This window comes from Sorangium sp. So ce124 (assembly GCF_051525235.1).
Lineage (GTDB): Bacteria > Myxococcota_A > Polyangia > Polyangiales > Polyangiaceae > Sorangium > Sorangium atrum.
The window spans coordinates 9,899,016-9,922,115 of record NZ_CP150312.1; the positions used below are offsets into that span (position 1 = coordinate 9,899,016).

Genomic DNA, 23,100 nt, shown 5'->3' on the forward strand with positions numbered 1-23,100 from the left:
GGGCGAAGCCTAGCGTCGCCGGCGCGCCCCGCCTCTGGAAAACGGCGACCCCGGGTGGCGCGGCGACCTCCCGGCGCGCCTCTGGCCCCCGCTCTGTCGCGCTACCAAATCCGGGCTAAGCTTGGGCCGTGCCTCTGCGCAACATGCCGTGTTTTCGTCCGGATTCCTTCCTCACCGCGCGCGCCGCCCCGCTCGCGACCCGCGGCGCGAGGGCGATCGCCGGCGCCGCCCGCGCCCTCGTCGACCGCGACGGCCGCCTCATCCCCCTGAGCCTGCTCGCCGGCGCGGCGTGCAGCGTCGCCGTCGGCGTCGGCGCGGCTCAGGCGATCTCCGCCCCGCCCGACACGTTGCCGATCTCCGAGGTGAAGCCGGGGATGAAGGGATACGGCCTGACCGTCTTCTCCGGCACCACGCCCGAGAAGTTCGACGTCGAGGTCATCTCGACGCTCCGCAACTTCCGGCCGAACCAGGATCTCATCCTCATCAAGACGCAGCACCCGCGCCTCGAGGTCGCCCGCACCGTGGCGGGGATGAGCGGCAGCCCGATCTACCTCAACGGCAAGATGATCGGCGCCTACGCGTACGGCTGGCTCTTCGGCGCGGAGGCGATCGCCGGCGTCACCCCGATCAAGTCGATGCTCGACGAGCTCGCGCGCCCGCTCCCGCGCGGGATCGCCCCGAAGGTCGGCGGCCCGCTGCCCGCCCCGGTGAGCCGCGCCGGTGGTGCGACGCCGCCGCGCGCCGCCGCGCCGGCCCGCCTGCACGGGAGCCGCGGCTTCCTGGGGGCCGTCGACGCCTACGATCTCGCCGGCCACGCCGGGCAGATCGCCGCGCGCGTCGCGTCGTCGCTCGCCCCGCCCGAGTCGACGGGCCTCGCGCGCGCCTCGACGCCGGTGATGCTCGGCGGGCTCGGCGGGACGTCGCTGCGCATCGCGAGCGATCTGCTCGGCCCCATGGGGCTCGATCCGATGCAGGCCGGCGGCGGCTCGTCCGCGAACCCGGAGCCTGGCGCGCCGACCAAGTACGTCGACGGGGGGGCCATCGGCGTCGAGCTCGTGCGCGGCGACATCTCCGCGATGGGCATCGGCACGGTCACGCGCGTGTCGGGCGACAAGCTGGTCGCGTTCGGCCACCCGATGATGAACGGCGGCGTCACGAACCTCCCCGCCGCGATCGCGCGCGTCCACTGGATCCTCGCGAGCCAGAACCGGAGCTTCAAGATCGGCGAGGCGGTGCGGCCCCTGGGCACGCTGGTGAACGATCGGCAGGCCGCGATCGTCGTCGACAGCTCGGCGAAGGCGCCGGTCTTCCCGATGCGCGTCCAGATCGACGGCGTGGAGGGCGCGCCGCACCCGACGTGGAACGTCGAGGTCGCGCACGATCAGTTCCTCGCGCCCGCCTTCGTCTCGATGGCCGTCGGCAACGCCGTCGAGGCGACGACGGCCGAGCGGCGGGACATGACCTGGCGCGCTGTGAGCCAGGTGAAGATCGGGCGCTACGGCACCATCTCGCTCGTCGACTTCGGCGCCGGCAACGGCACCCCGCTCAGCAGCGACGATTTCGTCCGCAGCCGGCTCGTCCGGGCGATGGGCGCCCTGCTCAACAACCCGTGGGAGGACGTCTCGATCGAGCGCGTCGACACCCGCGTGAAGGTCACCTTCGACCGCCAGGTCGTCCTGCTGCGCGGCGCGAAGGTGCTCGAGCCCGAGATCGAGGCGGGCGCGCCCGCGCGGATCCGCCTGGATCTCCAGCCTCACCAGGGCCCCATCGAGTCGCGCGTCATTGAGGTGCCGGTGCCGCGCGAGCTCGCCGGCAGCCAGGTGGACATCGATCTCGCGCCCGGCTACGAGGTGGAGCGCCCGATGGCGACCCCGAACAACGTCGCCGAGCTCGTGGCGATGCTGCCGAACCAGACCCACGACGCGGAGAGCGTCGTCGCGACGTTCCGGCTCCGGGAGAACGGCGCGGCGTACCGCGGCAAGGTCGCGTCGCGGCTCCCCCCGGGCGCGATGGACACGCTGCGCCCGAGCTCCGCTTCCGACGCGCCCGAGACCTTCGGCGCGCAGGTGCAGGTGCCGGTGTCCCTCAAGCGCTTCCTGGTCGGGAAAGACTCCGTGAGCGTCACGGTCCGGCCTATCCTCCGCTGAGCCCGCCGGTCTCCCGCCTCCCTCTCTTCCCTGGCCCCCCTCTCCCTGACCCCCTCCATCTTGCGACCCATGAGCACAGAGCGCTCTTCTGCCCATCCCCGATCGCCTCACCCTCACCGCACCATCCCCTCTCCGCGCAGGCTCCTCGCCGCCGCCGTCGCCGCCGCGGGGCTCGTGGCGCTGCCGGCCCACGCGGTGGGCACGCGCAGCTTCGAGCTCCGATCGCTCGAGGACCTGAAGGGCGGGGATCTCACCGGCGTCAGCGTGGACTCGAACGGCGCCGTGCGCGCCGGGCTGACGCTCGGCGCGACGCCGCTGCCGGACGCGACGTCCATCTGGAGCTCCGTGGTGCTGCCGGACGGGACGGTGCTGCTCGGCACGGGCAACGAGGGCAAGATCTACAGCGTCTCGGGCGGCCGGGTCGCGCTCGTGGCCACGACCGGGCAGATGGCGGTCAGCGCGCTCGCGCTCGCGGAAGGCGGCGACGTCATCGCGGGGACCTTCCCCGAGGGCAAGCTCTTCCGCCTGCCGCGCGGCGCGGGCAACGGCGGCCCGGCGAAGGTGTTCGCCGAGCTCCCCGACACCGAAGACGTGTGGGGCCTCGCGTACGATCCCAGGGCGAAGGCGCTCTATGCGGCGACCGGCTCCGGCGGGAAGCTCTTCCGCGTCGACGCCGCGGGCAAGGCCCAGGTGTACTTCGACAGCGACGAGCCGCACCTCATGAGCGTCGCCGTCGGGGACGACGGCGCCGTCTACGCCGGCTCGAACGGCAAGGCGCTCCTCTACAAGCTCACGGCGCCCGGGCGCGCGACCGTGCTCTACGACTTCGACGCCGACGACGTGAAGGCCATCGCCGTCGCGCCGGGCGCGAAGGGCGGCGCGATCTACGCGATCGCCAACAAGTACGCCGAGGCGTTCGCCCCCCCGAAGCGCAACCGGAGCGGGCCGCCGTCGCCGCAGCCGGCGCGCGCGCAGAAGCCCGGCAAGGGCGTGCTCATGCGCTTCGATCGGAGCGGCGTCGCCGAGAAGATGATGAGCGACGACGACACCCACTATGTCTCGCTCGGCCTCGGCGACGACCTGGCGCCGTACGTCGGGACGGGCGCGGAAGGCCAGCTCTACACCGTGAGCGGCAACCACGTCGCGCGGCTCGTCGCCGACACCGACGAGCGCCAGGTCGGCGCCTTCATGATGGCCGGGAAGCGCAGGTTCGTCGCGACCACCGACCCCGCGGTCTTCCACGAGGTGAAGGGCGTCGGCGGCCCGGACGCGGTGTGGACGAGCAAGGTGCTCGACGCCGGGCTGCGGGCCACGTTCGGGCGCCTGGCGTGGCGCTCCGACGGCGCGCTGGAGCTCGAGACCCGGAGCGGAAACACCGACGCGCCGGACGGCACCTGGAGCCCGTGGTCCGCCGCGCTCGCCGCGCCGGGCGACGCGAAGAGCCCGCCGGCGCGCTTCGCGCAGATCCGCGCGCGCTGGCGCCGCGATCCGGGCGCGGTGCTCCGCGAGGTGAAGCTCTCGTTCGTCACCGACAACGCGCGCGCCGTGGTCACGTCGATCGAGGCCGCGCCGAAGGGGCAGACCAAGCCCTCTCGCTCGAGCCTCCCGCCCTCGGGCGGGGAGGCGCCGAAGCCCGTGAGCGCGCTCCAGCTGACGTGGAAGGTCGACAATCCAGACCAGGACGACCTCCGCTACCGCCTCTCCTACCGGATGGAGGGGCAGTCGACCTGGCGCAGCCTGCTGAAGCCGGGCGAGAAGGTGACGCGCGCCGAGCACGTATGGGACACGACCGCGCTTCCCGAAGGCGAGTACCGCATCCTCGTCGAGGCGAGCGACGAGCTGGCGAACCCGCCCGAGCGCACGCTGCGCCACAGCCTCGAGTCGGGCACCGTCCTTGTCGACAACACGCCGCCGCTGTTCCGGGCGCTCGCGCTGCAGGGGCGCCGGCTCACGGGCGAGGTCGCGGACGGCCTCGGTCCTGTCGCGCGCATCGAGGTCTCGATCGCGGGCCTGGAGGAGTGGCGGCCCATCTTCCCGAGCGACGGCGTCTTCGACGAGGCCGTCGAGCCGTTCGAAGCGGATCTCGGCGCGATCGTGCCGCCTGGCGCGCACCTGATCGCGGTGCGCGCCTATGACAGCGCGGGCAACGTGGTCACCCGCGACATCGAGGCGCGGTAGGCGCCGTCACACACCGTCGCGCGAGGCCCGGCGCTCGGCGCGACACGGGCGTCATGCCTGCGCCAGGGGCGCCCGCAGGCGAGGCGCATCCGTGTCCGCGGCGCGCAGGGTGGCGCCCCCACCCAGGTTGCGCTCGGCGCCCTGGCGACGACACACCGAATGGGCACATTCTGTGAATGCAGGAGGCGACATGATACGCTCATTCCGCTTGTGCTTTTCTGGTAGTCCTGGAATGAGCTCACACCACGCCCGTCTGCTTTCTGGCCTCGTTGCGACCTGGGTTTTCGCGCTCTCCGCGTGCTCGATGGGCGACTTCGATGCGGCGGGTGGGTACGACGACGGCGGCGGGCTGTTCGCGGGTGGGGGGGGCGAGAGCGAGTCGAGCCAATCGGGCGGCAGCCCTCCGCCGGCGAGCGGCAGCGCCAGCGGTACCAGCAGCGGCAGCGGCGGTGGCGTCGTGAGCGAGGACGTCAACATCCCGGCGGCTCCGGAGGCGCAGGATCCCTACACCCGCTTCGCTTACCTGTGCGGCGATGGCTGCACCCCAGGCGGCGAGCCGACCGAGTGCTCGTCGGACGGCGACGCGGGGACCGGGACGGGGACGGGGCTCCCTGCCGCGCAGACGCTGCACTGTCAGCTCGTGCTCGACGACGGCGATGCGATCCCGAGCTGCCGTCCGGCGGGCCGCTTCGAGGCAGGCGGCCCCTGTCACAGCGGCGCCGATTGCGCGGCTGGCCTGGGGTGCGTGGCTGCCGACGGCGAGGGCGGCGTGTGCCGGCAGTACTGCTGCGGTCACGTCGAGAGCTGCGCGGCCGGGACGTACTGCGACGAGCGACCGATGGCCGAGTCGGTCGCCGAGGCGAGCGCTCCGGTCCCGATCCCGGTCTGTGTTCCCGCGATGAACTGCGAGCTCTTGAACGACAGCGTGTGCCCGACGGGCCTCACCTGCACGATCGTCCGCGAGGACGGGACGACGAGCTGCGTGGTCCCCGGCGAGGGGCGGACCGGCGAGCATTGCCCGTGCGCGCCCGGCTTCGTCTGCTCGATGCTGACGAACCAGTGCAAGCAGCTCTGCCGGATCGACAGCAGGGCGCAGGACTGCGGCGCAGGCGCCAAGTGCCAGGGCGGCAGCGCGATCTACCCCGCCGGGTTCGGCGTGTGTGTCAGCACCTCGTAGCCGTCGTCCGCCGCGTCGCTCCGTTAAGAAATGTTGTAGAGCCCGGCTCCCGCGCGGATCGGAGCGGCGGGCGCGCGCCGCCGTGGTCATGCTGGACGCGTGCAGCGGCCTCTCCTCTCCTTCGTCATCTTCATCGCCGTCTTCAGCGCCATCGTGGCAGGCGTCCACTACTACCTCTGGCAGCGCCTGATCCGCGCGCCCGAGCTCGGCCCGCTCTGGCACCGCGTCGGCAGCGTGGCCCTGGTGGTGCTCGCGTCGCTGGTGCCCCTCGGCCTCCTGCTCACCCGCGCGCTGCCCCGGCACATCGCCGGCGTCGTGGCCGGCGTCGTCTACACGTGGGTCGGGCTCGCCGTCCTGCTCTTCTTCCTCCTGCTCACCTCCGAGCTCGTCCGCCTCGGCGCCCACGGCCTCACCGCGATCCTGAACCAGCCGCTCGACGGCGAGCGCCGCACCTTCCTCTCGCGCGCCCTCGCGGGCGCGGCCGGAGCGCTCGCCATGGGCTTCGGCGTCGCCGGCGCCGCGAGCGCCCTCGGCGAGGTCGCCGTCCGCCCGGTGCGCGTCCGCCTCCGCCGCCTCCCCGCGGCCATGTCGGGCTTTCGCGTGGTTCAGCTGACCGACCTCCACATCGGCCCGACGATCGGCCGGGCGTGGCTCGAGCGCGTCGTCGCGCGCGTGAACGCGCTCGAGCCGGATCTCGTCGCGATCACGGGCGATCTCGTCGACGGCTCCGTGGAAGAGCTCCGCGAGCACACAGCGCCGCTCGCCGATCTGCGCGCCAAGCACGGGGTGTTCTTCGTGACGGGCAACCACGAGTACTACTCCGGCGCCGAGGCGTGGATCGCGGAGCTCCGCCGGCTCGGCGTGACGGTGCTCCGCAACGAGCGCGTCTCGATCGGCGACGGCGAGCACGGCTTCGACCTGGCCGGCGTCGACGACTGGAGCTCCCGCGGCATGGGCCGCGGCCATGGCCCCGACCTCGCGCGCGCGCTCGCGGGGCGGGACCCTTCCCGGGAGCTCGTGCTGCTCGCGCACCAGCCCAAGCAGATCCTGGAGGCCGCGGAGCGGGGCGTGGGCCTGCAGCTCAGCGGCCACACCCACGGTGGTCAGATCTTCCCGTGGAACTTCTTCGTGCGGCTCGACCAGCCCTACGTGGCCGGGCTGTCCTCGCACGGCGACAGCCAGATCTACGTGAGCCGCGGCACGGGCTACTGGGGGCCGCCGATGCGCGTCGGCGCGCCGTCCGAGATCTCGCTGATCGAGCTCGAAGGCGCCGCCGCGGCGGAGGCCGTGGCGTGACCCGACCGGGCGCTCACGGGAGCGGGCTCGCCGGGTCTTTCTTGCAGTTGATGACCGGCGCCGGGTAGCTGCTCGGATCGGTGATTCGCTCCATGGCGAAGGTAGAGCCCTTGAGATTCAGGGGGATCGGCCTCGCCGCGCTGCCGGTGACAACGCCACAGATGAAGTCGGCGGGCGCGCAGAGGGAGCCGGTGAGCGTGATGGTGGCCTCGAGCTCGCTGCCGGAGATGGGGTTGGCGTCGCCCGGCACGATGAGCGTGGGCAGCTGCGCGGTGAACTTCCCATCGGCGGGCAGCTCGAAGGGACCCACATCGAACGGCTCGCCCGTGGGCGTCCTCCGATCGGCGGCCGTGAGCGGCTGGAAGGTGAGCGAGAAGCTCAGGCCGCCGTCGCTGGCCTCGGTGGTCAGGCTGGCCACGAAGAGGATAGGGGCCCGCGGGTTGAGATAGGCCGAGAGGCTGAAGAGGAAATCGCCGTCGACGGCGCCCGCCTCCGGCAGGCAGTTGTCCGCTCCGCCACCAGCGCCGCCATTTTCGTCGCCGCCACCACCACCACCCTCGCCGCCGCTGCTCTGGTCTTCGCGGATCGTTGTATCGCGAGCTTCGAAGTCATCGTATCTGCCTTGCGGGTCGGCGCAGCCGATGAGGAGCGCGGTGGAGGTGAGGGCAGCTGAGGCGAGCGTTGTCCGGATGGTGCGGGAGAAAAGCATTTGACACCGTTCGAAAGGTGACATTTGACTTGAGCGGGTAGAACATTCCCCGACGTGGCAGGAGTTGCAACCCTACCATGCAGGGTCCGCCGCAGGCGCCGCATTCCTCCGCCCTCAGAATCGAGAACACCGGATATGTCCATCAACCGCCCCTGTTTCGCGATCTCCGTCGGCCTCCTCGGCGGTCTCGCCTGGACCGGATCCGCGCTCGCCGGTGGGTTCGCGACCGCGCGGTTTGGCGGCGAGCACGGCAACCCGATCACGAGCAATCCGACCGCGGTCTACTACAACCCCGCAGGCCTCGCCGAGAGCGAGGGGATTCACCTGTTCCTGGACGGAAACATCGCGCTGCGCGCCGCGTCCTACACGCACGCGGCGGCGGCGACCGATGACGTGACGGTGCCGCAGGCGAACACGGGGAAGGCGACCCTGTTCAACGTGGCTGCCGCGCCGATGCTCGGCGCGTCGGCCAAACTCGGCGACCTGGCGCTGGGCGCCGGCGTCTATGTGCCCTTCGGCGGCGCCGCGTCCTGGGACACGAACGCGGCGTTCGAGGGCAATCGCGAGCTCGCCGGGCCGGTGGACGGGGTGCAGCGCTGGCACTCCATCGAGTCTTCGCTCCAGGCGATGTTCTTCACCCTCGCCGCCGCCTACAAGATCCCGTCGCTCCGCCTCAGCCTCGGCGTTTCGGGCAACCTGATTCGAACCCAGGTGAACACCGTGCGCGCCCGCAACGCCTCCGGCGACAACCTCCTTGCGACCGAGGGGCGCTCGCTGCTCGAGGTGAGCGGCTTCCACGCGAGCTTCGGCGTCGGCGCGCTGGTCGAGGCGGTGCCGGAGCAGCTCTGGATCGGCGCGTCGTACCAGTCGCGGCCGAACGTCACGGGGGGAGACTCGCTCGAGGGCACGCTCACCAACCGCTTCAGCGGCGTGTCGGGCTCCCCGAGCGACGTGGAGCTGCACGAGGGCCTGCCGGACATCGTGCGGCTCGGCGCCCGCTTCGTCCCGGCGGAGCGCTTCGAGGTGCGGCTCTTCGGCGACTGGACGCGGTGGAGTTCGATGGAAAACCAGTGCCTCACCCAGGTCGGCGCGGCGTGCGCGATCGACAGCGACGGCTTCGCCGGAGAGGGAGCCCGCGTGGTCCAGAACATCCCCCGCCGCTGGAACGACACGTTCGGCGTGCGCGTGGGCTGGAGCCACTGGCCACGGCCCGCGATCGAGTTCTTCGGCGGCCTCGGGTACGACTCCAACGCAGTTCCTGACGAGACCCTGGATCCATCGGGCGTCGATTTCCACGACGTCTCGTTCTCCCTGGGCGGGCGCTTCCATGTCGCGGAGCAGCTGCACCTCGCCGCGTCGTATACCCAGCTGTTCTACGTCGACCGCGACACAACGGGGGACAGCATCACCGCGGGCCTGCACCCCAACTCGAGGGCTCCCGACTCCGGCGGGCACTACACGCAGAACATCGGCGTGCTCAACCTCAACGTCGATGTCGCCTTCTGAGCGCGGAATCTGCGCGCGGAATCTGCGTGCGGTGACCGAGCGCGAGCCCGCGTCGCGGCGGAGCCGCTGCGCCGCGGCGAGGGGCCTCAGGAGGTGAAGCGCCGCGTCCGGCGGAGCAGGCTGAAGATGCGAGCCCCCAGCTCGGGGGCGCGGAAGGGCTTCACCATGTAGTCGTCGGCGCCGCTGGCGAAGGCCTCGACCATGTCCTGCGAGGAGGCGTGCGCCGTCAGGAAGAGGACCGGAAGATCGCGGAGCCCGGGCTCCTGCCGCAGCGTCCGGCACAGGTCGATGCCGGTCATCTTCGGGAGGTTCCAGTCGAGGACGACGAGGTGAAACGGCGAGCCGCGGACCCGCGCCAGCGCATCTTCCGCGCTGGCGACGGCGACGACGGTGAGCTCGACCGCCTCGAGCATCGCCGACAGGAGCTCGCGGATGTGGGGGTCGTCGTCGACAACGAGGACCCGTGAGCCTTTGCCTTTCAGCCGAGGCGGCGCAGGGGGCGGCGGCGCCCGGCCCGCCGGGCCGGCGCCCTGGACGCCGGCTGGCGCGGCGCCGGCCCCGTCCGCGGCGCGGAGGAGCGCCGCGGCGTCGGTGTCGGGCACGGATCCGGGGCGGGGCGCCTCCGTCCGCGCGAAGTGGGCCAGGCGATGCCAGTCGCGCGGCTCGAACGTGAGCCGCGCCCCCTCCGGTGAGACCGACGCGCACGCCGCGGCCGACGTCGCGCGGCGGTTTTCGCCCAGCTCGAAGATGGCGAGCACCCACTCGCCGTCGGCCACGGACTCCCCCGCGGGCAGCCCGAGCTCGAGGTCACGCTCCTCCGGATCGCACACGATTTGCTCGAACTGCTGCAGATCCGGGAAGCGGTAGAGGACGCTCCGCACCTCTTGACGCTACACCCGCGCTAGCATCTCGCAAGGGGTCCGACTAAGCTCGCGCCGCGATGTCATTCCTGCGCTGGATGCCGCCGCTCCTCGCGTTGCCGTTGCTCGCGATCGGCGCCACGGGCTGTCCTGGGAACCCGAGCTCGAACGAGCCCAAGCCGGCCGCGAGCCCGGAGGTAACGGTCTCGCTGCCGGGCGTGGACACCTCCTCGCTGACACCCCGCGAGCGCCGGGAGTGGGGGGCACAGGTCTCCGAGCTCCTCTCCCCTTGCCCGGACACGCCCGTGAGCATCGCGCAGTGCGTGAAGGAGCAGCGCGCGTGCAAGGCGTGCCTCCCCGCCGCGCAGCTCCTGCTCGATCAGGTCAAGGACGGCCGGTCGAAGAAGGAGCGCGAGGACGCGTTCCACATGCGCTTCGACGCGAACAAGGTGAAGACGCTCGCCACCGACGGCTCGCCGGAGATGGGGCCGCCCGACGCGCCGATCACGATCGTCGAGTGGGCCGATTTCGAGTGCCCGTTCTGCAGGCTCATGGCGCCGCTGCTCGAGGGGCTCGTGAAGCGCTTCGACGGGCAGGTGCGCCTCGTCTTCAAGTTCTACCCGCTCTCGGCGCACGTCCACGGCGAGCCCGCCGCGCGCGCGGCGACCGCCGCGCTCAACCAGGGCAAGTTCTGGGAGATGCACCACCTCCTCTTCGAGAACCAGGACAAGCTCGAGCAGGCCGACCTCGAGCGTTACGCGCAGCGGCTCAAGCTCGACATGGTGAAGTTCCGCGCCGATCTCGTCTCGACCGACACCAAGGGGCGCATCGACAAGGACAAGCTGCAGGCCGACGGGGTCGGGCTCGAGGGGACGCCCCTCATCTTCATCAACGGCCGCGAGGTCAACCTCCAGCTCCTCACGAACCCCGGCGAGGATCTCGAGGCCTGGGTCAAGCTCGATCTGGAGCTCCTCGGCAAGACGCCGCGGCCTGCGCCCCCGAAGGCAGGCGACGCGCCGCCCTCAGGCAGCGCGATCCCCGCGGCCAGCGCGACGCCCGCGGCCAGCGCGACGCCCGCTGCCGGCACCAGCGCGCCGGCGGGCGGCGCGGCGCGCCCCGCGACCTCGGCTGCACCCGCTCAGCCCGCCAAGCCGAGGACGCCGTGAAGGTCGCCGACCCGTGCGGCTGCTTCCCGACGGGCCGGCACTACCCTGGGATCGCGCACCTCCTCAAGGTGCGCGCCGTCGGCGTCGCGTCGGAGATCGACGCGGGCAGCGCCTGGATCGAGCAGCCCATCGCCTTCGTCGACGTCGAGACCACGGGGCGCGATCCGGCGGGTGACAGGATCATCGAGCTCGGCATCGTCATCGGCCGCGCCGGGGAGATCCTGACGCGTTACAACTGGCTCATCCACCCGGGGCGGCCCATCCCCGCGGAGAGCACCGCCATCCACGGGATCAAGGACGCGGACGTCGAGGGCAAGCCGTCGTTCGCCGAGGTCGCGGAGGAGATCCTCGCCTGCTTCAAGGGGGCGATCCCCGCGGCGTACAACGCCACCTTCGACCGCTCGTTCCTGCTCGCCGAGCTCGAGCGCGTGGGCATGCGTCCGCAAGAGCCGCCGCCCGCCATGCGGCGCGAGGTCGACTGGGTCGATCCGCTCACGTTCGCTCGCGAGCTCTACAAGAACGAGGAGAGCCGCGCCCTCGGCGACATGGCCGCGCGGCTCGGGATCTCGCTCGAGAAGGCGCACCGCGCGACGGACGACGCCGAGGCGGCGCTCCAGGTCCTGTACGCGCTCGCGAAGGATCCGCGGGTGCCTCGCGCTTATGGCGGCCTGATCCAGGAGCAGCGGCGGCTGGTCCGCCAGCAGGACGAAGCGCGGAAGTTCTGGCGGAAGGCTCCTGCCGCCGCGCCGCCCCCGACCTCGAAGCCCAGCTGACGTCATGGGAGACGCGCCGAAGCGACGCCTCCCGGTCGTCGGCAGCGGCGCGGCAGGCGCGGCGCCCTCCGGCGGCGGCGCGGCGCCTCCCGGCGGCGGCGCGGCAGCGCCGGAGAAGCGCAAGCTCCCCGTGCTGCAGAGCAGCGGCGACGACGAGGGCGAGGACCGGCCGCCGTGGCACTGGATCGCGCTCGGGACGGTGGCGATCTTCATCGCGTGGCTGCCGCTCGCGGGCCTCGTCAACACGCTGCTGCGCAAGATGATCGAGCGGACGGGGGACGCAGGGGCAGAGGGCTCGGTGCGGCTCGCGATGGTGGGGCTCAACGTGATCGCGTTCGCGCTCGCCGGGGTCGCCGGCGGCTACCTCGTGGGGCGGTTCGGCGGGCGCGCCGGGCGGCGCGAGGCCGCCGCGAGCGGCGCCGTCGTCGCGGCGCTCGCCTGGGCGCTCGCCCTCGCCGAGGGCGCGCCGGCGGGCGCGCTGGGGTGGGCGCTGCTGCTGGTCGTGGTCGTCACGATCGGCAGCGCGGCGTCGTACGCCGGCGGCAGCGCCGGCCTCCGATCCCGCGCCGCTCCCGGCCCGCCGCGCTCGCGTTGAGCGCCGCGCCCGCGCGCCGCTGCGGCGCAGATCAGCTCGGATCGAGCTTGCGAATGGGCGCGCTCGCCTCGGGGAGCGCGGCGTAGGCGACGGCCGTGCGAGGGTCGCGCGCGTCGGGGGCGACGTCGAGCAGCGGCCTGAGCGCGAACACACGGCCGCAGAGCCGCGGGTGAGGCACCTCGAGATCCGGCTCCGCGACGGCCTCGCCCTCGATCCAGAGCAGGTCCAGATCGATCGTGCGCGGCCCCCATCGCACAGGATCGGGGCGCGTCCGCCCGAGCGAGCGCTCCACGGCGAGGGTGCGCTCGAGGATCTGGCGCGCGGGCAGCGACGTGGCGATGAGCACCGCGGCGTTCACGTAGTCGCCTTGCGGAGGGCCGCCTGCGGGCGGCGACTCGTAGCGCGACGACTCGCGGATGACGTCGAGATCGGGATCAGCGCCGAGCGCCGCGATGGCGGCGCGGAGGGTCGCCAGGCGATCGCCCAGGCTCGACCCGATCCCGATGACGACGCGCCGGCGGGGCCTCATGGCGAGAACTTACCATGCGCCGCGCGCACCCGGCGGCCCGCGGCGCTCCGCGCGGAGCGCGGGTATCGCTCCGGAGAACGGCGCGAGGTGCGCTCCGGCGCGCGCGCGGTGGGCTCCGGCGTGCGCGCGGTGGGCTCCGGCGCGCGCCGGGAGGGCGCCGTCGCGGCCGTCGCGATCACTCGCCCGGATCCGAGGCGCGGCGTCCTCCACCGATCCGCCGGCCCTCCGGCCGCGGGGGGAAGACGCGCCGATCCTCGGGGCTGCGGCGCGCGATCGGGGAGCGGCGCTCGATGGACGGCTCGCGCTGCGCCGGCTGCGCGCTGCGCTGGAGCCCCACGAACAGCGCGCGCATCTCCTCGAACGTCTCCGGCATGGCGGCGGCCACGGTCGCCGCGTGCGTCCGGCACAGGCTCAGCGAGCGCCCCTGGATGACCACGCGCGCCATCCGCGTCCTCGCGCGAGGATCCCCGGGCGCGCCGCCCTCCCGATCGCCCTGCTCGCCGTCGCTGCAGACGGCACACCGCTCGAATGACTCGCCCATGGGGAAGCCTTCGCAGAGGCGGGCGCTCCGGGCCAACTTTCCGGAGCCAGGTGGCTCACGCGCGCGCGGACCGGCCGCGCGCCCGCTCCTCGGCCCAGGCGATCACCCTCGCCGCCGGATCCGCGCCGGTGAAGCGCCCGAGCTCCTGGATGCCCGTCGGGCTCGTGACGTTCACCTCGGTCAGGCGCTCGCCGATGACGTCGAGGCCCACGAAGAAGAGGCCGTCGGCGCGGAGGCGAGGCGCGACAGCGCGGACGAGATCGAGCTCGCGCGGCGAGAGCTCCGTCGAGACGACGCGCCCGCCGACGTGGATGTTCGAGCGGTGATCGTCGTCGCGGGGCACCCGGAGGATGGCCCCGAGCGGCTCGCCGTCGAGCAAGAGGACGCGCTTGTCGCCGTGGACGACGGCGGGCAGGTACTCCTGGACCATGGCGAGGCGCTGCCCCTCGCTCGTCATCATGTCCGCGATGGCGCGCGCGTTCTTGTCGCGCTCGCTGATCTGCAGCACGCCGAGGCCGCCCGCGCCGTCGAGCGGCTTGATCACCGCCGCGCCGCCGAGGGCGCGCACGAACGCGTGGATCTGCTCGCGGTCGGCGGTCACCAGCGTCCTCGGCGTCCACTCGGGGAAGTTCAGCGCGTAGAGCTTCTCGTTGGCGTCGCGCAGCCCGCGGGGGTCGTTCACGATGAGCGGGCAGCGCCGCGCGCGCTCCAGGATCAGCGTCGCGTACAGGTAGCTGCGATCGAACGGCGGGTCCTTGCGGATGAAGATGGCGTCCACGTCCGCGAGCCGGAGCCGCTCGGGGCCCGCCGCGAGCGAGATGAACGGGGGCGCGTCGCCGATGTGCAGCGGCGAGGCCGAGGCGTGCGCCTCGCCGCCCTCGATCGAGAGGTCGCGCGGCAAGCAGTGGTAGCTCTCGTGGCCGCGCGCCTGCGCCGCTCGGATGAAGGCGAACGACGTGTCCTTGTCGTGCGTCACGCGGCTCAGCGGATCCATGACGAAGACGAAGCGCATGCGGTCTCTCGCGGTAGGGGTTGGTCGGGGTGATCGAGAAAGGGGGAGGACTGCACCCCGCCACGGAGCGGGGCGGGGGCGCTCACTGCATCGCAGCGAGGACGAGCTGCGTGCTGAGGTCGTCGCCGAGATCCGAGGCGAGCGCGTAGCCGACGCCGCTGCGCTCGGCGGCGGCGACCGAGTAGCCGTTGATGTTGCCCACGTAGACGGGGCGCTCGCGCACGACGCGAGGCTGCAGGATCGGCTGCGCCTTCTGCACCGGGACCGCGCGCGAGTTGAACAGGTAGACCGTCACGCGGTGGTTGCCCCGCACCACGAACTGGAGCAGCGCGGCGCGCCGATCGCGCATCGTGTGCACGCGGGCGCCCATGAAGTTCGCCGGAATCGACTGGAACTGCGGCCTGCGGACCGGGACGCCGACGAACGGATCGAAGCGCGGGAGGTCCTCCGGGTTGGTCGTCTCCGGCGGCAGCGGCTGCGCGTGCTGGGTGACGAGATCGTCGAGCAGGACCTCGACGCTCTCCGCGCCCGCGAGATCGACCGCCGCCCTCGAGGGGCTCGCCTTCGCGGCGTCCGCCGGCGCGTCCGGCCGCCGCGCCACGCCCACGATGAAGACGACGCCCGCCGCCGCGGCGAGCGCGATCGCGTACCCCTTGTGCACGAGGCGCGGCCTCGCCTCGACCGACTGCGCCGCTTCGCGCGCCGCCCCGCGCGCCTGCTCGTGCGCCACCGCCGCGGCGACGCGCGCCCGCAGCGCGTCCGGGCACCCCGACGGCCGCGCCCGCTTCAGGCTCGTCCGCAGCGAGCGCAAGAGCCTCACCTGCTCGAAGCACGGAGGGCACTGGACGAGGTGGGACTCGAGATCGACGGCGTGATCCGGATCCAGCTCGCCGTCGACGTAGGCGGACAGCGCGTAGTCGAACCGCGAACAGCTCTCGATCGATTTCGCAGCGCTCATGCGGCACCCCGCTTCCGCTTGCGGTACGCGTCCAGGTCGGCGGGCGCGTCCTTCGCGGCGTCTTCGCTGACGATGCCCATCAGGATCGCGTGCTCGCGCAGCGTCTTCTGGAGGAGCTTGCGGCCCCTGTGCAGGCGCGACATCACGGTGCCGATCGGGCAGCCCATCGCCTCGGCGATCTCCTTGTAGGAGAGCTCCTCGATGTCCGACAGCACCACGGCCAGCCGGAACTCCTCGGGCAGCGCGTCGAGGGCGCGCTGCACCTCCGCCTCCACGAGCGGCGTGAGCGCCTGGGTCTCCGGATCGCGCATCGCGCGCATCGTCGTCGCGCCGACCCACGCATCGGTGAGCGGCTCGGCGTCGGGGCCGTCGAAGATGCCTCGCTCGAGGCCCCCGCGACGGTACCGGTTGATGAACGTGTTCGTCAGGATCCGAAGCAGCCAGGCCTTGAGGTTGGTGCCCGGCTCGAACTGACCCCGGGCACGCATCGCCTTGACGATGGTGTCCTGGACCAGATCCTCCGCCTCCGTCGAGCTCTTCGTCATCCGGCAGCTCACGCCATAGAGCGTGTCCAGATGACCCAGCAGCTCGATCTCGAAGGCGTCGGCGCGGCCACCGTCGGCGCTGGCCAACGACAGGTCCTGCGCTACGGACGCAGGTTTCTTGCTGAAGAAGAACGGCATGGGCTCGCCTGGGGGAACAGAGGAGCGCCCAGGGCTATTCCAGCCTGCTCTCGCTCCCTTGACCCTCGCGACCCTCGCCCGCGGGTTCGTCCGCGCCGGAGCCCGCCTGGAGCGGAGCCGCGTCCTCGATGGGTTCACCCGCGCGTCCCTGGAGCTTCGCCTCCAGCTCGTCAATGCGCTGCGACAGGCGCTTGACATCGGCCTGGAGATCGCGGACCAGCCCGAGGCCCGGGAGGATGGCGCGGATGCGCTCGTCGACGGCCTGCTGCCACTGATCGAGCGTCTGCTTCGAGCTCTCGACGATCCCGCTCAGGCGCCCCTTCGCGTGGCTCGACCTGTCCGTGTCGAGCGGCGGGGGCGGATGGGACGATGGCGACACGGGCGTCGCCTGCTCCGTCCCCGGGGCGGGCGCCGTTCCAGGCGCCGCCACGCCGCCCTCGCCAGGGACCGCGCCGGGGATGAGCCGGCCGATCGGGCCCTCGCGCAGCTGCGAGAGCAGCCGCTCGCCGCGCTCCTGGATCAGATCTCTCAGCGTGCCGAGCGGTACCGAGCGCGGCTGCGATTTGAGATCCTCCGAGATGATCAGCGCCAGCGTGACCTCGGTCTTGTCCTCCTTGGTCGCGTTGTCGATGATCTGGACCTCTTCGCCAGCCCGGACCATCTCCCCTATCTGCTGCAGGGTGACGTAACGACTGTCCTTCGTGTCGTAGAGCTTCCGATTGGAGTAGCGCTTAATAACGCGACGCGGTACCTCGCCGCCTCCCAGAGTCTCCTTCGCCGTTTCCATCTCCTCTACGCCTCGAGTCGATTGGACCACCGCGAGAAACCTCGCGCAAGGGAAGATCACTCGATATCACTCGAATCATTCGACAAAAGAGACCGCGTGCAGGGGCCGGCGATCGATCTGCGTGACGTGGCCGCGAGCTATCCCACCGGGAGGCTGGCGCTGGAGGGGATCAGCCTGGAGGTGCGCGCGGGCGAGCTCTGCGCCGTCCTGGGGCCGAACGGCGCGGGAAAATCGACGCTGGTCCGGGTCCTCTCGGGGGCCCTGCGGCCGGCGCGGGGCGAGGCGACCCTGCTGGGGAGGCCGCTCGCCGGCATGGACCGGCGGGCGATCGCGCGGCGCGTGGCGGTCGTGCCCCAGGGGATCGCCTCGGCGCCCGGCTTCACGGTGCGCGAGGTCGTCATGATGGGCCGCGCGCCCCACCAGGGCGCGTGGATGCTCGCCGCCGGCCGGGACGAGGAGGCGGTCGCCCGCGCCCTCGACGCCTGCGATCTCGTGGGGCTCGCGGGGAGGCCGGTGGCCGAGCTCTCCGGCGGCGAGCAGAAGCGGGTGGCCATCGCCCGCGCGCTCGCGCAGGAGGCGCAGGTGCTGATCCTCGACGAGCCCGGGGCGCACCTCGACATCCGCCACTCGATCGAGGTCCACGAGGTCGTGCGCAGGGAGGTGGCCGAGCGGCGCCTCGCCTGCGTCGCGGTGCTGCACGACCTGAACGCGGCCGCCCAGTACGCCGACCGCGTGGCGCTCCTCAAGGCCGGGCGGCTGGTCGCCCACGGCACCGTCGAGGAGGTGATGACCTACCGCCGGCTCAAGGACGTGTTCGAGGCAGAGCTCTACGTGGGCGTGAACGAGCTCGACGGCAGCCGTTACTTCCTCCCCGTCCGAGGCCGGTAGGCAAGTCGGTAGGTGGACGGCGCGAGCGCTCTTCTCCGCATTCTCGACCGCACGAGCGGCGCGGTTTATAAGCGGCACCATGCGCGGATCTCCTCCCTGGAGAGCTCTCTCTCTCGGCCTCCTGCCGTGCCTCCTGGCCCTCCTCGCGCTGCTCGGCGCGGCCGGCTGCGCCGAGAGCAGGACGGCGCCCGAGCTCCTGAGCGTCGTCGACGTCGTGCCGCGCGAGGTCGACCTCGGCGACCGCATCGAGATCCTCGGGACCAACCTGCCCACCGCCGAGGCGAAGGAGGCGGTCGTCACGTTCCGCGGCACCCTCCGCCGCCCCGGCCAGGCGCCGCTCACCGGCCAGAGCATCGAGATCGAGGGCGCGCAGGTCAGCAGCACGAAGATCTCGCTGGTCTTCTCCGAGGGCCTGCAATCCCGCTTCGCCGGCCGCGGCGACGACGCGGTGCACACGACCTTCCACGGCGACGTCGTCGTCGAGATCCCCGCGACCGCGCAGGGCGCGCTCCCCGTGAACGGCACGGTGAGGGGCGTCACCATGGACTTCCTCCCGCCGACCCCGCGCCGCGCCGTCATCGAGGCGCGCGTGAAGGAGGGGGCGCGCGCGCTCGCGTTCTTCGGCGTCGAGGTCGCGGCCGAGGCGCCGCCCGCCGGCGGGCTCGTCGTGACGGGCGTGCGCGACGGGAGCCCGGCGGGCCAGGCAGGGCTCCAGCCCGGCGACGTGATCACGCGCTTCGAGGGCGTGAAGGTCCTCTCGAAGGCCGACGTGATCCCGAGCGGCCACGAGCGGCGGTCCGCGATCGGAATCCGGCGGGGCGGCGGAGCGACCCCGTCCGAGATCGAGCTCTCGACCGAGGGGTTCCAGGCGAGCGCCCCGACCGATCTGCTCGGCGCCGGGATCATCCTCGGCGTGGCCGCCGCGATCATCCTCCTCTTCATGGCGCCGACCGCGGGGATCATCACCTGGGTCGAGCGACGCGTCTCTGCGCGCATGCAGTCCCGCATCGGGCCGAACCGCGCGGGGCCGCAGGGCTTCCTCGTGTGGGTCGCCGACGGGATCAAGTCGATCATGAAGGAGGACGTCATCCCGGCCGAGAGCGACAAGGCGCTGTTCCGGCTCGCGCCCTACCTCGTGTTCGTCGGCGTGTCGGCCACCTTCGTCGTCATGCCGTTCGGCCAGTACCTCATCGCGGCCGACCTCGACATCGGGATCCTCTTCGTCATCGCCGTGACGTCGCTGGTCACCATCGGCCTCATGACCGGCGGCTGGGCGTCGAACAACAAGTGGTCGCTCCTCGGCGGCATCCGCTCGGCGGCGCAGATCATCAGCTACGAGATCCCCGGCGCCGTCGCGATCGTGTGCATCGTGATGATGACGGGCTCGCTGCGGCTCCAGGACATCATCGGCGCGCAGGGCGGCGCCGGGCCCTCGCTCCTCGACGTGGGCGGCTGGCCCTGGCACTGGTTCGTCTTCCGCAACCCGATCACGTTCGCGCTGTTCTTCCTCTATTTCACGACGGCGCTCGCGGAGGGCAACCGCGCGCCGTTCGACCTGCCCGAGGCGGAGAGCGAGCTCGTGGCCGGCTACTCGACCGAGTACTCCGGCATGCGGTACCTCTTCTTCTTCTTCGCCGAGTGGGCGAACGTCTTCGTGATGTGCGGCATCGCGAGCGCGCTCTTCCTCGGGGGCTGGCAGATCCCCGGCGTCTCGCCGGCCCAGCAGGAGGCGAGCTTCGGGCTCCAGCTCGTCGGCGTCTTCGTCTTCCTGCTGAAGAGCTGGGCGCTCGTCTTCGTGGTCATCTGGATCCGCTGGACGCTGCCGCGCGTCCGCATCGACCAGATGATGAACCTCTGCTGGAAGTGGTTCGTCCCGCTGTCGTTCGTTGCCTTCCTCCTGACGGCGCTCTGGATGGTGATCGGCGTCAGCAAGACGGTCCAGCTCGTCATCAGCGTCGTCACCTTCGCCGCCTGGGCGTACCTGTTCATCCACTTCATCCGCAGGGTCCAGCACAACCTGCGGGAGGCCAAGGTCGCGCTCCACCTGAATCCGTTCCTCTGAGCGCAAACCGCGGTGCCACCTCGGCCTTGCGCTGAGGTATGCTGTCGGCGTGGCGGTCCCCTCGAGCCCGGCCTCCGACTTCTGCTCCGCGTGCGGGTTCCCGCTGCGTGGGCCGCGGTGCGAGGCGTGCGGGGTGGACCGGTCGCCGGCGCTCTCCGTCTCGCGCAAGCCGCCGCCCGCGGACGCCGACTGGGACGGGAGCTCGATCGACGCCTGGCGCACGCGCGACCCGGTGCGCTTCGTCGCGCACTGCGCCTCCGCGGAGGCCGGGGCGAGCCTCCAGGCGACGACGCTGCAGGAGGGCGTGGGGTGGATCGTTCCGCTCGGGGCGATGACGCTCTTCGCCTCGCTCGACGCCGCGAACGAGCGGGTGTCGATCGACGTCCCGGTCGTGCGCGTCGCGGAGCGGCACCGGGTGCCGCTGCTCAGGACGGCGCTGGAGCTGTCGGGCGGCTCCGAGCCGTTCCGGCTCTGCATGCGGGAGGATCTGCTGCTGCTCCGCCGCGTCGGCCGCGTCGCCGCCTTCACGCCGGAGGCGCTGCGCCAGGCGCTGCGCGAGAGCGGCGAGGCGGCGCAACGGCTCGGCGAGACGCTGGGCGCGTGGTTCGACGCGCGGCCGCCGTTCTCCGAGGAGCAGCGGGCGAGCCTCACGTGGGCCTCCGCCGGCCGCGCCCGGCCGCTCAAGAACCTCACCGTCCCGCCCGCGCCGGCCCGCCCGCAGAGCGCTCCCTCGGTGCGGGCCGGTGCGCCGGCGGCGCCTGTCTCGGGGGCGCGGACGCCGCTCGAGGAGCTGGCGGCGTGGGCGGCGCCCCCCTTGCCGCGCCTGCCCGAGTCGGTCGCGCGCCCCATCCGCGACGCGGACGCGATCCCCGACATCCTGTCCCCGTCGCTGGCGTCGGCGCCGATGCCGGCGGCGAGCGTCGCGTCATCGAAGAACGGCGGCGCGCCCGCGCCCAAGGCCGGCATCCTCCCGCCGGCGCACGACGCCGGCGCGGCGTCGAAGGCGAGCGGCGGCGCCGCGACGCCGGGGTCGGAGGGCGGCGCTGCGAAGCCGATCTCGGCGAGCGCGGCGGCGCCGCTGTCGGGCGAGCCGGCGGCGGCCGCGGACAATCCGGCGCAGGTCGGCGATCGCCGCAGCGCGCGCACCGTGCCCTTTCGTCGCTCGCCCTCCATGGCGGTGACGCCGCTGTCGGTGCGCCCGCCCGCGCTGCCGGAGGTCGAGATCGAGCCTCCGTCGCGCCGGAGCATCCCGTCCCGCCCGGAGTCGGCGAACGCGGCGGCCGATCGGTTCTGCCAGCTGCTCCGGGACGCGCAGGTGCTCGGCGCGGCGCTCAGCTTCCAGGAGCGGCCGGGCGTCATGGTGCTCCTCATCCGGTGCACTGTCTTCCGGGCGATCTACGAGCACGGCGAGGCGATGCCCGACGCTGTCGCGCACCTCTACCGCTGCACGGCGGCCGCGACGCGCGAGCTCATCCAGGCCGAGGGCGGCTCGCGCCGCGGGAACACCGCCGGCGTCGCGGAGCCGGCGCTCCTCGCGATGGAGCGGCTCGTGGCGATGCGCGGCCAGGTGCCCGAGGAGAAGCCGCTGCACATCGATCCGCTCACCACGGCGGCGCTCGCGCGCGAGCACCTCGGCCGCTACCTGCGCGAGATCGAGCGCGCGCCGGCCGACCCGATGCTCCGCCACTTCCTCGCGATCGGGGCCCTGTCCGAGCTCCTGGTGCGCACGAAGCTGCCCGCCAAGACCGAGCAGCGGCTGCGCGACATCGTCGCCTACGCGCAGCGGGACGGCGCCAAGCCCGGCACGATCGAGCTGCTGATGACGGCGCTCTCGAGGATCGTCGCGCAATGACGTCGCAGCTGGCGGCGCACGGCGACGGCGATCTCGCGCTGCTCCACGAGCGCGTCGCCCGCGCCCGCCGCTCGGTGGTGGCGATCCGCGCCGGCGCGCTCGTGACGACCGGCTGGGTGGCGCTCGGCAACGGCGTCGTGGTGGCGAGCCGGCGCGGGCTCGGCTACCCGACGGAGGTCGCGCTGACGTTCGAGGACGGGCGGGGCATGGCCGGGCGGGTGATCGCCGCGGACGTGGGCCGCGACGTGGCGCTCGTCGCGCCGGCCGAGCCGCCCGGCGTCGCGGCGCTCGCCGCCCGCGCGGCGGCCGAGCCGCGGCTCGGCGAGCGCGCCGCGGTGCTGAGCTGCCTCCCGGGGCAGAGCCTGCGCCTCGCGGTCGCGCGGGTGTGCCACGTGGCGCGCAAGGTCGACGGGCAGCTCCCGGCGTTCGAGCTCGACGTGGCGGCGCCTCTCGGCGCGCCGGTGCTCGATCCGGAGGGGCGGGTGATCGGCGTTGTCGCGGCGCCGTCCGGCGCGGCCGGGGAGCTCGCGGGTCACTGCGTGGTGGTCCCGGCGGGCGCGTTCCAGCCGCTGCTCGCCCTGGGGGACCGGCCGCTCGCGGAGCTCAGGGACCGGGCGCCTGTGTATCGATGCCCGGCGTGCGAGGAGCCGTTCGACGTCGAGTGCGACCGGTGCCTGGGCTGCGGCCGCCTGCTGCCGCACGCGTACCCGCCGTGCCCGGCGCGCGCGGGCGTCGAGCGGGTGATCCGGCAGGGGCTGACGGCGCTCGGGCTCATCGCCAACCGGGTGCGCGTCGGTCCGAGGGCGTGGCGCATCGCGCAGCGGCCGTACCCCACGGCGGAGACGGCGACGCAGGTGGACATCGAGATCGACGAGGCGGGGCGCCTGCTCACGCTGCGCGCGCCGGTCGTGGGGCTGCCTGCGGCGAACCACGAGCCGTTCTACCGGTTCCTGCTCACGATGAACGACCAGACGACGGGGGAGTTCCGCGTGTCGCTCACGGGCGACGAGGTGTCGGCGTCGTGCGTGGCGTCGCTGGAGGGCTGCGCGGACCACGACGTGGCGCTGCTCATCGATGGGCTCGTGCAGATGGCCGACGAGTACCGGAGGAGGCTGGCGGAGACGTTCGACGCCGCGCCCAGGTTCGAGTCGGCGGCGGTGCGCTGAGGGGGCGCGGGGAAGCGTCGGGGGCGCGGCGGGCGGGATCCGTTGCGCTCGCGAAGGTTCGCGCCGCCGGCACGAAAGCTTCCGACGCGCGCCGGAGGTCTCCGACGCGCTCCGGAAGCTTCCGGCGCGGAGGCGGGATGCGGAATTTGCCGGGAAACTCGTCCCCCGGCGCGCGTCGGACGGCCTCGGGGGCGCAGCGGACGCTGCCAAGTATG

At 72.8% G+C, this 23,100-nt stretch carries 20 protein-coding genes; 12 read left to right on the forward strand and 8 right to left on the reverse strand.

The annotated features are described in order from the left end of the window. Positions 1 to 128: 128 nt before the first annotated feature. The 4 genes from WMF19_RS37220 to WMF19_RS37235 all read left to right on the forward strand — a co-directional run bounded on the left by WMF19_RS37220 (position 129) and on the right by WMF19_RS37235 (position 6,798). Positions 129 to 2,147: a SpoIVB peptidase S55 domain-containing protein gene (locus WMF19_RS37220; protein WP_437894698.1), complete on the forward strand. Its 2,019-nt coding sequence runs from the start codon at positions 129 to 131 to the stop codon at positions 2,145 to 2,147. Positions 2,148 to 2,216: 69 nt separating this feature from the next. Then, the gene (locus WMF19_RS37225; RefSeq protein ID WP_437894699.1) at positions 2,217 to 4,325 is read left to right on the forward strand and encodes a hypothetical protein; all 2,109 of its coding nucleotides are present in this window, start codon (positions 2,217 to 2,219) and stop codon (positions 4,323 to 4,325) included. A gap of 304 nt (positions 4,326 to 4,629) precedes the next feature. Beyond that, positions 4,630 to 5,502 carry a hypothetical protein gene (locus WMF19_RS37230; protein ID WP_437894700.1) on the forward strand — a complete coding sequence of 291 codons (873 nt, stop codon included), beginning with the start codon at positions 4,630 to 4,632 and terminating at the stop codon, positions 5,500 to 5,502. Positions 5,503 to 5,601: 99 nt separating this feature from the next. Beyond that, on the forward strand, positions 5,602 to 6,798 hold the full coding sequence (locus tag WMF19_RS37235) for a metallophosphoesterase (RefSeq protein WP_437894701.1): 1,197 nt from the start codon (positions 5,602 to 5,604) through the stop codon (positions 6,796 to 6,798). A gap of 13 nt (positions 6,799 to 6,811) precedes the next feature. On the opposite strand, the gene WMF19_RS37240 is transcribed toward WMF19_RS37235, so the two are convergent. Continuing rightward, on the reverse strand, positions 6,812 to 7,507 hold the full coding sequence (locus WMF19_RS37240) for a hypothetical protein (RefSeq protein ID WP_437894703.1): 696 nt from the start codon (positions 7,505 to 7,507) through the stop codon (positions 6,812 to 6,814). A gap of 135 nt (positions 7,508 to 7,642) precedes the next feature. Between WMF19_RS37240 and WMF19_RS37245 the strand changes: the two genes are divergently transcribed. Further along, entirely contained in the window at positions 7,643 to 9,013 is a 1,371-nt protein-coding gene (locus WMF19_RS37245) for an OmpP1/FadL family transporter (RefSeq protein ID WP_437894704.1), read from the forward strand. A gap of 86 nt (positions 9,014 to 9,099) precedes the next feature. On the opposite strand, the gene WMF19_RS37250 is transcribed toward WMF19_RS37245, so the two are convergent. Further along, a complete protein-coding gene (locus tag WMF19_RS37250; protein WP_437894705.1) occupies positions 9,100 to 9,894 on the reverse strand; it encodes a response regulator transcription factor in 795 nt (264 codons plus the stop codon). Between the two features lie 59 nt (positions 9,895 to 9,953). Between WMF19_RS37250 and WMF19_RS37255 the strand changes: the two genes are divergently transcribed. Genes WMF19_RS37255 through WMF19_RS37265 form a run of 3 tightly spaced genes read left to right on the forward strand, consistent with a single transcriptional unit; the run spans position 9,954 to position 12,407 of the window. Further along, positions 9,954 to 11,039 carry a DsbA family protein gene (locus WMF19_RS37255; protein WP_437894706.1) on the forward strand — a complete coding sequence of 362 codons (1,086 nt, stop codon included), beginning with the start codon at positions 9,954 to 9,956 and terminating at the stop codon, positions 11,037 to 11,039. Continuing rightward, on the forward strand, positions 11,036 to 11,812 hold the full coding sequence (locus WMF19_RS37260; protein ID WP_272102456.1) for a 3'-5' exonuclease: 777 nt from the start codon (positions 11,036 to 11,038) through the stop codon (positions 11,810 to 11,812). The genes WMF19_RS37255 and WMF19_RS37260 overlap by 4 nt, the downstream gene beginning before the upstream one ends. Positions 11,813 to 11,816: 4 nt before the next feature. Continuing rightward, entirely contained in the window at positions 11,817 to 12,407 is a 591-nt protein-coding gene (locus WMF19_RS37265) for a hypothetical protein (RefSeq protein ID WP_437894707.1), read from the forward strand. 31 nt (positions 12,408 to 12,438) lie between these two features. On the opposite strand, the gene folK is transcribed toward WMF19_RS37265, so the two are convergent. The 6 genes from folK to WMF19_RS37295 form a co-directional block, all read right to left on the reverse strand. After that, a complete protein-coding gene (gene folK / locus WMF19_RS37270) occupies positions 12,439 to 12,936 on the reverse strand; it encodes a 2-amino-4-hydroxy-6-hydroxymethyldihydropteridine diphosphokinase (protein WP_272102458.1) in 498 nt (165 codons plus the stop codon). Positions 12,937 to 13,111: 175 nt separating this feature from the next. Further along, a complete protein-coding gene (locus WMF19_RS37275; RefSeq protein WP_437894708.1) occupies positions 13,112 to 13,477 on the reverse strand; it encodes a hypothetical protein in 366 nt (121 codons plus the stop codon). A gap of 55 nt (positions 13,478 to 13,532) precedes the next feature. Next, positions 13,533 to 14,489, reverse strand: coding sequence for a glutathione synthase (gene gshB / locus WMF19_RS37280; RefSeq protein ID WP_437894709.1), 957 nt, complete (start codon positions 14,487 to 14,489; stop codon positions 13,533 to 13,535). A gap of 82 nt (positions 14,490 to 14,571) precedes the next feature. Continuing rightward, entirely contained in the window at positions 14,572 to 15,447 is an 876-nt protein-coding gene (locus WMF19_RS37285) for an anti-sigma factor family protein (RefSeq protein ID WP_437894711.1), read from the reverse strand. After that, positions 15,444 to 16,130 (reverse strand): sigma-70 family RNA polymerase sigma factor, encoded by a 687-nt coding sequence (locus WMF19_RS37290; protein ID WP_437894712.1) that lies wholly within the window; start codon positions 16,128 to 16,130, stop codon positions 15,444 to 15,446. The genes WMF19_RS37285 and WMF19_RS37290 overlap by 4 nt, the downstream gene beginning before the upstream one ends. A 34-nt stretch (positions 16,131 to 16,164) precedes the next feature. Continuing rightward, a complete protein-coding gene (locus WMF19_RS37295) occupies positions 16,165 to 16,917 on the reverse strand; it encodes a polyhydroxyalkanoate synthesis regulator DNA-binding domain-containing protein (protein ID WP_437325415.1) in 753 nt (250 codons plus the stop codon). A gap of 96 nt (positions 16,918 to 17,013) precedes the next feature. Here WMF19_RS37295 and WMF19_RS37300 point away from each other — a divergent pair, with 96 nt between their 5' ends. The 4 genes from WMF19_RS37300 to WMF19_RS37315 all read left to right on the forward strand — a co-directional run bounded on the left by WMF19_RS37300 (position 17,014) and on the right by WMF19_RS37315 (position 22,885). Continuing rightward, positions 17,014 to 17,805, forward strand: a complete 792-nt coding sequence (locus WMF19_RS37300) for an ABC transporter ATP-binding protein (RefSeq protein ID WP_437894713.1) — start codon at positions 17,014 to 17,016, stop codon at positions 17,803 to 17,805. Positions 17,806 to 17,884: 79 nt separating this feature from the next. Beyond that, entirely contained in the window at positions 17,885 to 19,867 is a 1,983-nt protein-coding gene (gene nuoH, locus WMF19_RS37305) for an NADH-quinone oxidoreductase subunit NuoH (protein ID WP_437894714.1), read from the forward strand. A 49-nt stretch (positions 19,868 to 19,916) separates the two neighbouring features. Further along, on the forward strand, positions 19,917 to 21,719 hold the full coding sequence (locus WMF19_RS37310; RefSeq protein ID WP_437894715.1) for a hypothetical protein: 1,803 nt from the start codon (positions 19,917 to 19,919) through the stop codon (positions 21,717 to 21,719). After that, the gene (locus WMF19_RS37315) at positions 21,716 to 22,885 is read left to right on the forward strand and encodes a trypsin-like peptidase domain-containing protein (protein ID WP_437894716.1); all 1,170 of its coding nucleotides are present in this window, start codon (positions 21,716 to 21,718) and stop codon (positions 22,883 to 22,885) included. Before WMF19_RS37310 ends, WMF19_RS37315 begins: the two co-directional genes overlap by 4 nt. The last annotated feature ends 215 nt before the right edge of the window (positions 22,886 to 23,100 follow it).

Excerpts from the sequence above, each read along its gene's own strand:
- WMF19_RS37225 (WP_437894699.1), top strand. The coding sequence starts at position 2,217 with ATGAGCACAGAGCGCTCTTCTGCCCATCCCCGATCGCCTCACCCTCAC.
- WMF19_RS37230 (WP_437894700.1), top strand. The coding sequence starts at position 4,630 with ATGGGCGACTTCGATGCGGCGGGTGGGTACGACGACGGCGGCGGGCTG.
- WMF19_RS37240 (WP_437894703.1), bottom strand. The coding sequence starts at position 7,507 with ATGCTTTTCTCCCGCACCATCCGGACAACGCTCGCCTCAGCTGCCCTC.
- WMF19_RS37245 (WP_437894704.1), top strand. The coding sequence starts at position 7,643 with ATGTCCATCAACCGCCCCTGTTTCGCGATCTCCGTCGGCCTCCTCGGC.
- WMF19_RS37255 (WP_437894706.1), top strand. The coding sequence starts at position 9,954 with ATGTCATTCCTGCGCTGGATGCCGCCGCTCCTCGCGTTGCCGTTGCTC.
- WMF19_RS37265 (WP_437894707.1), top strand. The coding sequence starts at position 11,817 with ATGGGAGACGCGCCGAAGCGACGCCTCCCGGTCGTCGGCAGCGGCGCG.
- folK (WP_272102458.1), bottom strand. The coding sequence starts at position 12,936 with ATGAGGCCCCGCCGGCGCGTCGTCATCGGGATCGGGTCGAGCCTGGGC.
- WMF19_RS37275 (WP_437894708.1), bottom strand. The coding sequence starts at position 13,477 with ATGGGCGAGTCATTCGAGCGGTGTGCCGTCTGCAGCGACGGCGAGCAG.
- gshB (WP_437894709.1), bottom strand. The coding sequence starts at position 14,489 with ATGCGCTTCGTCTTCGTCATGGATCCGCTGAGCCGCGTGACGCACGAC.
- WMF19_RS37285 (WP_437894711.1), bottom strand. The coding sequence starts at position 15,447 with ATGAGCGCTGCGAAATCGATCGAGAGCTGTTCGCGGTTCGACTACGCG.
- WMF19_RS37290 (WP_437894712.1), bottom strand. The coding sequence starts at position 16,130 with ATGCCGTTCTTCTTCAGCAAGAAACCTGCGTCCGTAGCGCAGGACCTG.
- WMF19_RS37295 (WP_437325415.1), bottom strand. The coding sequence starts at position 16,917 with ATGGAAACGGCGAAGGAGACTCTGGGAGGCGGCGAGGTACCGCGTCGC.
- nuoH (WP_437894714.1), top strand. The coding sequence starts at position 17,885 with ATGCGCGGATCTCCTCCCTGGAGAGCTCTCTCTCTCGGCCTCCTGCCG.
- WMF19_RS37315 (WP_437894716.1), top strand. The coding sequence starts at position 21,716 with ATGACGTCGCAGCTGGCGGCGCACGGCGACGGCGATCTCGCGCTGCTC.